Origin of the sequence: Brochothrix sp., assembly GCF_017549435.1 — a bacterium.
GTDB lineage: Bacteria > Bacillota > Bacilli > Lactobacillales > Listeriaceae > Brochothrix > Brochothrix thermosphacta.
The window spans coordinates 19,555-30,141 of record NZ_JAFYUW010000170.1 but is presented as its reverse complement, the minus strand read 5'-3'; the positions used below and the strand labels follow the sequence as shown (position 1 = coordinate 30,141).

The 10,587-nt window shown below is 36.8% G+C and carries 14 protein-coding genes; 2 read left to right on the top strand and 12 right to left on the bottom strand.

What is annotated here, in order from left to right:
* Positions 1 to 714, top strand: a 714-nt coding sequence (locus tag IKV95_RS10850) for a WYL domain-containing protein (RefSeq protein WP_287451837.1), incomplete at its 5' end; no start/stop codon positions are given.
* A gap of 480 nt (positions 715 to 1,194) precedes the next feature.
* Here IKV95_RS10850 and rplS read toward each other — a convergent pair.
* The 12 genes from rplS to yeiL all read right to left on the bottom strand — a co-directional run bounded on the left by rplS (position 1,195) and on the right by yeiL (position 9,646).
* On the bottom strand, positions 1,195 to 1,539 hold the full coding sequence (gene rplS / locus IKV95_RS10845; protein ID WP_029091009.1) for a 50S ribosomal protein L19: 345 nt from the start codon (positions 1,537 to 1,539) through the stop codon (positions 1,195 to 1,197).
* A gap of 131 nt (positions 1,540 to 1,670) precedes the next feature.
* The gene (gene trmD / locus IKV95_RS10840; RefSeq protein WP_069119104.1) at positions 1,671 to 2,420 is read right to left on the bottom strand and encodes a tRNA (guanosine(37)-N1)-methyltransferase TrmD; all 750 of its coding nucleotides are present in this window, start codon (positions 2,418 to 2,420) and stop codon (positions 1,671 to 1,673) included.
* Positions 2,420 to 2,938 (bottom strand): ribosome maturation factor RimM, encoded by a 519-nt coding sequence (gene rimM, locus IKV95_RS10835; protein ID WP_029091011.1) that lies wholly within the window; start codon positions 2,936 to 2,938, stop codon positions 2,420 to 2,422. Before rimM ends, trmD begins: the two co-directional genes overlap by 1 nt.
* Positions 2,939 to 2,944: 6 nt before the next feature.
* Entirely contained in the window at positions 2,945 to 3,337 is a 393-nt protein-coding gene (locus tag IKV95_RS10830) for a YlqD family protein (protein ID WP_069119102.1), read from the bottom strand.
* Positions 3,338 to 3,432: 95 nt separating this feature from the next.
* A complete protein-coding gene (gene rpsP / locus IKV95_RS10825; RefSeq protein ID WP_029091013.1) occupies positions 3,433 to 3,705 on the bottom strand; it encodes a 30S ribosomal protein S16 in 273 nt (90 codons plus the stop codon).
* 97 nt (positions 3,706 to 3,802) lie between these two features.
* On the bottom strand, positions 3,803 to 5,167 hold the full coding sequence (gene ffh, locus IKV95_RS10820; protein ID WP_029091014.1) for a signal recognition particle protein: 1,365 nt from the start codon (positions 5,165 to 5,167) through the stop codon (positions 3,803 to 3,805).
* Between the two features lie 11 nt (positions 5,168 to 5,178).
* The gene (locus tag IKV95_RS10815; RefSeq protein WP_029091015.1) at positions 5,179 to 5,517 is read right to left on the bottom strand and encodes a putative DNA-binding protein; all 339 of its coding nucleotides are present in this window, start codon (positions 5,515 to 5,517) and stop codon (positions 5,179 to 5,181) included.
* A 180-nt stretch (positions 5,518 to 5,697) separates the two neighbouring features.
* Positions 5,698 to 6,105: a cupin domain-containing protein gene (locus IKV95_RS10810; protein WP_069125814.1), complete on the bottom strand. Its 408-nt coding sequence runs from the start codon at positions 6,103 to 6,105 to the stop codon at positions 5,698 to 5,700.
* Positions 6,106 to 6,138: 33 nt separating this feature from the next.
* Complete coding sequence (locus IKV95_RS10805; RefSeq protein WP_287451833.1) at positions 6,139 to 7,119, bottom strand: aldo/keto reductase; 981 nt, start codon at positions 7,117 to 7,119, stop codon at positions 6,139 to 6,141.
* Positions 7,120 to 7,147: 28 nt separating this feature from the next.
* Complete coding sequence (locus tag IKV95_RS10800; RefSeq protein ID WP_287451832.1) at positions 7,148 to 7,903, bottom strand: carboxymuconolactone decarboxylase family protein; 756 nt, start codon at positions 7,901 to 7,903, stop codon at positions 7,148 to 7,150.
* A 111-nt stretch (positions 7,904 to 8,014) separates the two neighbouring features.
* Positions 8,015 to 8,914 (bottom strand): LysR family transcriptional regulator, encoded by a 900-nt coding sequence (locus IKV95_RS10795; protein ID WP_069119096.1) that lies wholly within the window; start codon positions 8,912 to 8,914, stop codon positions 8,015 to 8,017.
* Positions 8,915 to 8,974: 60 nt separating this feature from the next.
* On the bottom strand, positions 8,975 to 9,646 hold the full coding sequence (gene yeiL / locus IKV95_RS10790) for a transcriptional regulator YeiL (RefSeq protein WP_069119094.1): 672 nt from the start codon (positions 9,644 to 9,646) through the stop codon (positions 8,975 to 8,977).
* Positions 9,647 to 9,758: 112 nt separating this feature from the next.
* On the opposite strand from yeiL, the gene IKV95_RS10785 reads away from it, so the two are divergent.
* Positions 9,759 to 10,397, top strand: coding sequence for a DUF6198 family protein (locus IKV95_RS10785; protein WP_287451831.1), 639 nt, complete (start codon positions 9,759 to 9,761; stop codon positions 10,395 to 10,397).
* Positions 10,398 to 10,587 lie beyond the last annotated feature (190 nt).

Genomic DNA, 10,587 nt, shown 5'->3' with positions numbered 1-10,587 from the left:
TGGCTAAAGACACTTATAAATGATCCTCGATTATTATTCTTTTTGGATAAGGCTGAGATTGCAGAATTACAACAGCAACTTATCCATGTTGAACCTTTGTTTGATTTAGAAGCGGTGACTTACTATGATCAATTTAACCAAGTAGACTCGCTGGTTGAGCAAAAACAACAACACGCTCATTTTAAACAACTCCTCGCTGCGATAAACGCAAAGCAACCTGTGAAAATTGAGTATCAACGACGTCCGAATATTCCCAGTAAAAAAGCGCTCTTTTTACCTGTTAAACTGGAATATTCACAGAAAAACAATCTCTTTCGCTTACGTGCATGGCGCTTGTTACGCAACAGTCGCTTTGAAGTCACACTGAATCTCAATCGTATGCTTACTGTTCATTCAGCTAAGGCGACACGCAAGTATCTTGAATTACCAATTACAGCACGGCGTAGACAAGCACAGATGACTTGTATTCTTGTTGATAAACGCAAAGCCTTAGAACGCAGCATGCTACATTTTGCTGATTACAATAAAAGTACACAACGTTTAGATGATACGCGCTACCAACTCACAATTCACTATGATCTCGGCGATGAAACAGAACTACTCATTCGCCTACTATCATTTGGACCCTTTATAACCGTTACAAGCCCCACAGAATTTGTAGCTAAAATTAAAGAACGTGTCGACGCGCAAGCACAGCTATTAGATAATTTTTAATAATACCCCCCCTAAAATTAGATTTTTTGGGGGGTTTTGTGCTTTATTTTTCTCATCTACACTACTTGGGAGAGAATCTGCTAATAAGTTGGTAATCAATTTTCTATGGAGTAGTACTCTTTAGTTATTAATACATGGAGTAGTACTCTTTAGTTATTAATACATGGAGTGGTACTCTTTAGTTATTAATACATGGAGTGGTACTCCATTCCCTATGGATTGGTACTCGCTGTCGCTCCGTCCCATACTAATCTCGTAAAGCGAATAAATCCACTACGATATTAGCACCCATACTGTCCTCGTAAGCTCATGTCTTCGTAACGAGACTAATCAAAAGGATTGGTACTCAATTGCCTCCGCAATTTCCGTCCCATACTGTCCTCGTAAGCTCATGTCTTCGCAACGAGGACAGTAAAAAAGACCCCTTGTATAAACAAGGGGTCTCCAAAAGTTGTACCTTTGAACGCGATTAAGCGATTCTTAGCGACGAACTTCTTTGATACGTGCAGCTTTACCACGTAATTCACGTAAGTAGTACAATTTAGCACGACGTACTTTACCGTGACGTTTAACTTCTAATTTAGCAATACGTGGAGTGTGTACAGGGAATGTACGCTCAACACCTACGCCGTAAGAAATTTTACGAACAGTGAAAGTTTCGCTGATTCCAGCACCACGACGTTTAATAACCACACCTTCAAAAAGTTGGATACGTTCGCGTGTTCCTTCGACAACTTTCGCGTGTACGATGACAGTGTCACCAGGACGGAAATCCGGTACATCAGTACGCAATTGACCTTTAGTAATTTCATCAAGAATATGCATTTAATTTTCTCCTCCTCAACGGACATTCTTTCGCACTATTGACGCAAAGCGGAATATCGTTAATTGGACTGATTTTTTCAGTCACCATGTAATGTTATCATATTATTAGTTGCCTGACAAGTAGTTATTCTTTATATGTTTGTTTCTTTAGCTTCAAAAAGGTTTTCTGCTTTTAAAAAGGCTCGGTCTTCATCAGTTAATGGATAAACTTCCAATAAATCAGGGCGACGCACTGCTGTACGTCGTAATGATTCCTCATGGCGCCAGCGCTCGATATTAGCATGATGGCCGCTTGTTAAGATACTAGGCACTTCTAACCCACGAAACTCTGCTGGGCGCGTGTAGTGTGGGTGTTCCAGTAAACCAGTTGAAAATGAATCAGTAATAGCAGATTCATCATTACCTAATGCACCTGGTAACAAACGCACCACACTATCCATAATCGCCATTGCACCAACTTCGCCACCTGTTAAGATATAATCACCGATTGAGATTTCATCTGTTACTAGATGCTCGCGAATACGTTCATCATAACCTTCATAATGCCCACAAATCATAATTAATTGTTCTTCTTGTGCAAGTTCTTCCGCTAATTTCTGCGTATAAGGCACACCTGCGGGGTCCAGCAAGATAACGCGGGGTTTTACCTCATCTTTTTTCAAATGCGCTACAGCGTCAAATAATGGCTGTGCCATTAAGAGCATCCCTGCGCCACCACCATAAGGATAATCATCCACATGACCTTGACGATGTGTCGAAAAAGGACGAAAATCAGTCGCCGTTACATCGACCAACTTTTTTTCAATCGCATTTTTGATAATTGATGATTCAGTGACACCTTTAAACATCTCTGGAAATAGCGTAAGGATATCAATTTTCATTAGCTTAACAGCCCTTCTATCACTTCAATCACAATACGTTTTTCAGCAACATCAACTTCTAATACGATTGATGGGATAAATGGAATTAACTGATCTTTCCCTTTGGCATCTTTTACAACCCAGACATCGTTGGCACCTGTTTCTAAAACTTCTTTAACTTCACCAATTTTAGAGCCGTCTTCAGCAAAAACAACGCATCCTAAAATTTCATGGTAGTAATATTCGCCTTCTGGCAATGCTTGTACACGATCTTTTTCAATTTTGAGTTCGCTGTTTTTAAGTTCCTCAGCTAATTTTAAGTTATACACATTTTCCAGTGTAATCAAATCAAAGTTTTTATGTTGACGGTGTGTTAAAATTTTAACTTTCGTCGGTTTTGTTTCACCTGGTTTAAACATTGTTAATTCATTACCCACTTGGAAACGTTCTTCAGCAAAATCGGTCACACTCATCACACGTAATTCACCTTGAACACCGTGCGTATTAACAATCTTACCTACATTCAAATATTCTGTCATTGTGTTTCACCTCGTTCTAATTTCTATTATAATATCGTCTTTAATCACGATTTCTTTATTGGTTTGGATTGACGACCATTGGTCACCCACTTTAATCGGCACCAACGCTTCAACTTCCCGTTCGATAATTTCAGAACCGAGGGGTAATATATTGAGTTGATCGCCTTCATAAACAATGATAGCAAGTTGTTCTTCTCGTTTTTCTATTTCATTAACAAAGTAGGCTGTAATTTTATCTTCTGGTTGTTTAGAAAGGTGAAGCTGTTTCTTCTGTTGAAATTTCAATTGTTCAATTTCCATTTGAAGTTGCTTTTTTTTCAGGTCAAAAGATTCTTGAATATGTTCAAGCGCTTCCGTTGTTAAGACTCGCTTGACTTGGATACGTTGCAAAATATTCATACGAGCACCTCTCTTTAATAAAATAAAAAAACCGCCCACATCATAAATGAATATAAATGATGGGACGGTTTCATTAAATATGATTGCTTAATATCTTATTTAGAGTATTTAGCGTTGTGGAATTTTTCTAAAATTCCTTTTGATGATAATAAAGTACGAACTGTATCAGAAGGTTGCGCACCTTTGCTTAACCATGATAAAACAGATTCTTCATTAATTACAACTGTTTCTGGTTGAGTTAAAGGATTAAATGTCCCAACTGTTTCGATGTAACGACCATCACGTGGTGAACGTGAGTCTGCTACTACGACACGGTAGAAAGGAGATTTACGAGAACCCATACGTTTTAAACGAATCTTAACTGCCATTTGAATAACACCTCCATAATTTGTATCTCACAAGAATTAATATTACCATCAATTCTTCTGGTTGTAAAGTATTTTTTCTTTACATCTTCAAAAAAGTTTAAAATGGCAGTTTAAAATTGCCACCAAGGCCTGCTAAAGGATTCTTTTTACCTTTTTTACCGCCCATTCCACTCATTTGTTTCATCATTTTTTTCATTTCATCAAATTGTTTAACAAGTTTATTCACTTCTTGCACAGGACGTCCACTCCCAGTTGCAATACGGCGACGACGACTTGCATTTAACAACGTTGGATCTGTACGTTCTTTCGTTGTCATTGATTTGATGATTGCTTCGATGTGCGCCATTTGTTTGTCATCAATCGACATGTTTTCGACGCCTTTCATTTTGTTCATACCTGGAATCATTTTTAATAAATCATCTAATGGTCCCATTTGTTTAACTTGTTGCAATTGTTCTAAGAAATCATCGAATGTCATTGAATTATCTTTCATTTTATTCGCTAATTCCATTGCTTTTTCTTCATCAACGTTAGCTTGTGCTTTTTCAATCAAGCTCATAACGTCACCCATACCTAATATACGTGATGCCATACGATCAGGATGGAAAGGTTCTAACGCATCCAGTTTTTCACCCATACCAACGAATTTGATTGGCTTCCCAGTAACAGAGCGGATTGATAATGCTGCCCCACCACGAGTATCCCCGTCTAATTTTGTTAGTACTACACCTGTTAATTCAAGTGTTTCGTTGAAGTTTTGTGCAACATTCACTGCATCTTGACCTGTCATCGCATCGACAACAAGTAAAATATCATCAGGTTTCGCTATTTCTTTCACTTCAACTAATTCAGTCATTAATGCTTCATCAACATGCAGGCGACCTGCTGTATCGATTAAAACGTAATCTAAATGTTCCGCTTTAGCATGTTCAATTGCTTTTTTAGCAATCTCAACGGGACTCACTTGATCTCCCATACTAAATACAGGCATATCCAGTTGTTTCCCTAGTGTTTCAAGTTGTTGAATCGCAGCTGGACGATAAACATCGGCAGCAACTAATAATGGTTTCTTATTGTATTTTTTACGTAATAACGAAGCTAATTTACCTGTCGTCGTTGTTTTACCAGCACCTTGTAAACCAACCATCATTAATACGGTTGGAGGTTGTGTGCTCATTGTGAGCTTGCTTTCTTCTCCACCCATTAAGTCAGTTAGTTCTTCATTAACGATTTTAACGACTTGCTGACCTGGTGTTAAGCTGCTCATGACATCTTGACCAATCGCACGCTCTCCTACTGTTTTAACAAAGTTTTTAACAACTTTAAAGTTAACATCCGCTTCAAGCAATGCAAGGCGTACCTCACGCATCATCTCTTTAACGTCTGCTTCACTAATCTTACCTTTTCCACGCATTCTTTGTATCGTATTCTGTAATCGTTCTGACAATCCTTCAAAAGCCATTGTAGGACCTCCTAATATAAGTTAATTTCATCAAGTTCATTTAATAGAGCAGTTACTTTAGGATCTTCCCACTGATTTTCAGTGATTTGATGCCTTAAACCTGTGACAATATCGTTTTGCTTTTTAAAGACAGCAACAAGCCCCAGTTTCTCTTCATAAGTTTCAAGAATTTTCACCGTTCGTTTAATGTTATCGTAAACCGCTTGGCGTGAGATTTCATACTCTTCAGCGATTTCTCCAAGCGAATAATCATCCTCATAGTACAGCGTCATGTACTCGCTTTGTTTTGCTGTTAGCAAAGGTTGATAAAAGGCGAAAAGCATATTGATACGCGTTGTTTTTTCAAGCATCGATTTCACCTCAATTTTTATGCATACCCCTATTTTACATGTATTTGCCTGTAAAGACAATTACCTTGTCTAAATGAGCGCGTTTAATTTTAAATTGATGTGTAATTAAATTGTCTATGCAAAAAAACGCAGATAGATCTCTGCGTTTTCAAAAGTCATTCTTATCTTTTTCAACTATAACTAAAGTGCTTGGTACCAATCATCCGCCACTGCTTCAAGCCATTCTGGTGTTCCTGCTGTGATGGCAATATGTTCGAACCAACTATCTTTTTTGGCGCCATGCCAATGTTTCACTCCGTCATGCGTTGCAACGACATCCCCTACTTTTAATGATTGTGCGACTTCGCCTTCTTCCTGATACCATCCTTCACCACCTGTCACTAGCAATAGTTGATAGCCGTTACAGTGGATATGCCAATTATTACGGCAACCAGGTTCGAAGCTGACTGTTGCTACACCAACATCAATAGCTTCATCAGCCACCAATGTTTGCAAATAACTTTGTCCTGTAAAATAATGGGCAAATGCCTCGTTTTTTTCTCCAATTGGAAAGATTGTTCCCTGTTTAATTTCTTCAAACTTTGCCATCTTAGCTCCCCCTTTTCATTCTTTAGCTTTGTATTAAATGGCCCCAACAACTTCGTGAGGTAAGTAGGCCCTTTCTAAGTAGCTAATATCTGCTGGGTCTAGCTGTAAATCGATTGCAGGTAAAGCATCTAATAGATGGCTTATTTTTGTTGCACCAATGATAGGAGATACCACTGCTTCTTTTTGAAGCAACCATGCCAATGCAACTTGAGCACGTTTCACATTGTATTTTTCCGCTATTTCTGCCACCCGTTGAACAATTATTTTATCCTGTTCAGCTGTTTTATCATATTTTGATTTTGCCGTTTGATCTTTTAGATAACGCTCTGTTGTTGCTTCCCAATCACGTGTTAATCGCCCCGATGCTAATGGACTATATGGTGTAACCGCCACCCCTTGATCTTCACATAGCGGTAACATTTCACGTTCTTCTTCACGATATAACAAGTTGAGATGATTCTGCATAGAAACAAATTTTGTCCAACCATTTTTTTCAGCAACTTGTTGTGCTTTTGCAAATTGCCAAGCATACATCGCAGAGGCTCCAATATAACGAGCTTTACCAGCTTTTACAATATCATGTAAGGCTTCCATCGTTTCTTCAATGGGTGTCTCATAGTCCCATCTATGAATGATAAACAAATCAACGTAATCCATTTGTAACCGTTCTAAACTTTGGTCTAATTGATAAAATAACGCCTTACGTGATAAACCGCCACTATTAGGGGCATCTTTCATTTTCATGTATGCCTTTGTTGCCACAACAATTTCATCGCGATTGGCATGTTTTTTCAGAGCGTTTCCTAATATCGTTTCACTTGCTCCATACGAATAAATATTTGCAGTATCAAAAAAATTAATGCCTACGTCTAATGCTTTTTTGATAACTTCGGTACTTTCTTCTTCCTCAATGACCCATTCATGGAATCCACTATTAGGATCACCAAATCCCATTGTGCCTAAACATATTTTAGAAACATCCATTCCTGTATTACCAAATTTTACATAGTCCATTGTAATTCCTCCTATTTAATAGATTTATTTATTCATTCATTTCAGCTTCAGTAAGACAACGCAATGCGTTTAAACAGCGCGGATAACCAATATAGGGTATACATTGGGATATCATCGTTACTAAAAATTCCGGGTCATTGCCCAAGCGAATATTTGCTTTAAAATGTGCGATTAACTGTGGCTCGCAGCCTCCTTGTGCTAACAAAAAGCAAGCGGTTAAAAGCTCTCTTTGTTTTAAATCTAAACCAGTTCGAGTGTAGTAGTCACCAAAACAATTTTCAGTTAACCACTGGTTAATATGGCGACTTAATTTTGGTCCTGATTGCGCAAATCCTTTCATCTCTTCGCCAAAAATAGCAATTTGTGCTGCTTCACCATCTGAAAGTCGTGTTTTTTCTGTTACTGTGGCTTGATTAGCAAGTGGTAAAGCAATACCTTTTTCTGTTAAAATGTCATTTGTTGCGATTAAAAAAGGATACACACGACCGATTCCTAAATAAGCAACGGATTGATAAATAATTTCTTTCACAACAATTGGAGACACACCAAAATTTAATGCAGCGGGTAACATCGCCTTATATTCAGCCAAACTTTGACAACCAATCAAAACGGCAAGGATAACCTGCATTCTCGTTTTATTATCGAAATCAGCTTGATTTATAACAGTATCGAATGCAAAGTTATCAAACAATGTAATAAATTCTGGATCCGTTTCTAAAAAACTGGATTGATAGTCGGGAAACATTTTTTCATGATAAGCTTCTGCTGCTTTTGTGATCATCATTTTCTTCCCCCTCTTCTATGATACATTCATTGTAATACTTGGATAATGCCCTATCAATTTGAGTTACTAATCGCTAGTATAAGTATTACTTATACAAAAAAAGCCGCTCATTTATAGAGTGGCATCTTTCTGTAATAACTTTTGTAAAATCAGTGCAAATTCTTCAATATAGTAGTTAGCTGTTCTTTTCATCCAAAACGCACAATAATTTCTGATAATGGGTTGCTCAGTTCTGTATAAGGGAAGTCGCTTAACTCTGCTAGTGACGGGCGCCAATGTTCCGACGCTTTCGATTGGAAGAAAACCTTGATTGGCTGCTACTAACAAGCGGCCAGCCTCTAAATTTTCTGCAAAGATAAAATGACCACTGAAACCAAGTGTATTTTTGTAATACTCCTCTTCGACTGCTTTTTGTTCATTGGCAGCGATTAAAATACATGGTGTATTTTCTAACATTTTCAAGGTCAGTATGTTTGTTTCACTCAATGGATGCCGCTTCGATATCTCAACATACATAGGTGATTTCACCAACTCAAAATTCACGCATTCATCTGAAAAAGCACGACGTTGGTCACTTAAAATAATATCAACACGATCATTTATTATTTCATGGTAAAGTTCTTCGTGCGTCCCATTTATCACACTTAGGGTAATTTCAGGATATATTTCTGAAAACTGCGTAATGGCTTCATGTAGTTCTTGACCACCATACACACGTAAATAACCAATTTTGAGTTCTACTTCCTCATTTGTGCCAATCGTTATGGTTTCTTTGGTCATTTCATCAACTTGTGCAAGAATCATCTTACTCCGTTGATAAAAATGGTTGCCTGCTGGTGTTAATTGAAAACGACGATGCTGCCTTGTTAATAATACAACGCCTAGTGTTTCTTCCAACACTTGAATCTGTTGAGAAACCGCTGATTGCGACACATATAAACGACTCGCAGCTTCTGTAAAACTATTATTTTCAACAACAGCAACAAAATATTTCAATTGATTAAGTAGCAATTTCCCATCTCCTTTTTTATAAGATAATAACTTCGTAGACATGTTATAAAGTCTTGATAATCAACTCTTTATCTCCCCTGCCAAACGTTCTAACTCCGTACGATCAATAATACGATAACCTCGTTTTTCCTTAATAATGATGTTTTTTTCACGCAATTGTTCAAAAGTATGCAACAGATGACGATAACTGCTGCTCAAATATTCTGCTACCTCGGTATGTTTTTCATGATAGAGTCCTTCATTCTCAGTATATAAAATAAAAGCGGCGAGTCGATTAAGCAATGGATAATTTAACCCTTGACCAAAACGTTCTGTCCGATTCAACATTTTTTTTGCTAAATAAACATTTAATTGTTGTAAGAAGCTTATATCTGTTAATAATCGTTCTTTATAGTCGGCTAATGGAATAGCAAGACAAATACAATCGATTTGTGCAACCACATCTTTTGTCCGTTCTTCAACACCAAGCAAACTCAGTTCACCGATTAACTCCCCTTTTTGAACAAAGTGCACGATTAGTTGTTTACCGTCTTCATGTAATAAGTATATTTTTGCTTTCCCTTGTAATAAAATAAATAAGGTTTCTGTTCCTTCATCATGACGAATGATGTGTTGCCCTTTTTCAAATGTTTCAATGTGAGCAATTTCTTCAATTTGAAATGATGTCAAATTACTGACAGGTTGCCATAATTTTTTATAGTGTTGAGCATTACTCAAGCTTATTTTTTTCATTATGCACCTCTAATCTTAGTTTCCTTAAATTTTTTATTCGAAAAATGTGCTATATCTCACATTATTATCTATCGTTTCTTGATATATTACAAGTGAAAGGAATGATGTTCACATGAAAAAAACAGGTTTATTATTTTTATCGTTATTATTTTATACATTAACAGGTTTTGGAATTAGTTTAACTATTGCTGCAAATGTTGGAGTAAGCAGCTTCAATGCTTTAAATTTAAGCTTAGCTGGTCTATTCGCAGTTAAAGTGGGTACAATGACGACGATTGTTAACCTTTGCTTTTTAATGTTATATATTTATCTCACAAAAGCAAAAAAACCGTTGGCCTATTTGATACAAGCCATTGCAGTATTATCACTTGGCTTCGTTATTAATTTTTTCACATACCAAGTATTTGATGCCATTCAGATTACACATTATGCAAGTAAGTTAGGTTTATTTATGTTAGGGTCGATTGTTGCTGGGTTGGGTACAGGTATGGTCTTAAATTTAAAAACGCTTGCTTTCCCGATTGAAAGTGTTTGCGTAGAGATTTCTAATAAACATCCTATCCCTTTTGCAAAATTACGTTATGGTATCGATATTTTCTCAGTAACAATTTCTATTATTATCTCTGTCGCTAGTTCTTTACCCTTTGTCGTAAGAGAAGGTACAATTATTAGCTTAGTGTTACTTACTTTCACAATTTCACTTACTAAAAAAGTTTTTGAAGCTTTTATTGTTAAAAATAACGGGCTATAAAGAAAATTTAACATCCAAAAAGAAGAACTCCATTTTAGAGTTCTTCTTTTTTTGGTTCTATAATTTATAGTGTTAGTGACAAAATATGTCGCTAACACTATTTTTACGCAAAAAATAGAAACATATATAAATTTCCTTTAAAATAAAGTCGCTGAACCAATCCAAAGGAGGAATTATATATGTCTCATAC

Coding starts and splice junctions, on each gene's coding strand:
- rplS (WP_029091009.1), bottom strand. CDS start 1,539: ATGCATATTCTTGATGAAATTACTAAAGGTCAATTGCGTACTGATGTA.
- trmD (WP_069119104.1), bottom strand. CDS start 2,420: ATGAAAATTGATATCCTTACGCTATTTCCAGAGATGTTTAAAGGTGTC.
- rimM (WP_029091011.1), bottom strand. CDS start 2,938: ATGACAGAATATTTGAATGTAGGTAAGATTGTTAATACGCACGGTGTT.
- IKV95_RS10830 (WP_069119102.1), bottom strand. CDS start 3,337: ATGAATATTTTGCAACGTATCCAAGTCAAGCGAGTCTTAACAACGGAA.
- rpsP (WP_029091013.1), bottom strand. CDS start 3,705: ATGGCAGTTAAGATTCGTTTAAAACGTATGGGTTCTCGTAAATCTCCT.
- ffh (WP_029091014.1), bottom strand. CDS start 5,167: ATGGCTTTTGAAGGATTGTCAGAACGATTACAGAATACGATACAAAGA.
- IKV95_RS10815 (WP_029091015.1), bottom strand. CDS start 5,517: ATGCTTGAAAAAACAACGCGTATCAATATGCTTTTCGCCTTTTATCAA.
- IKV95_RS10810 (WP_069125814.1), bottom strand. CDS start 6,105: ATGGCAAAGTTTGAAGAAATTAAACAGGGAACAATCTTTCCAATTGGA.
- IKV95_RS10805 (WP_287451833.1), bottom strand. CDS start 7,119: ATGGACTATGTAAAATTTGGTAATACAGGAATGGATGTTTCTAAAATA.
- IKV95_RS10800 (WP_287451832.1), bottom strand. CDS start 7,903: ATGATGATCACAAAAGCAGCAGAAGCTTATCATGAAAAAATGTTTCCC.
- yeiL (WP_069119094.1), bottom strand. CDS start 9,646: ATGAAAAAAATAAGCTTGAGTAATGCTCAACACTATAAAAAATTATGG.
- IKV95_RS10785 (WP_287451831.1), top strand. CDS start 9,759: ATGAAAAAAACAGGTTTATTATTTTTATCGTTATTATTTTATACATTA.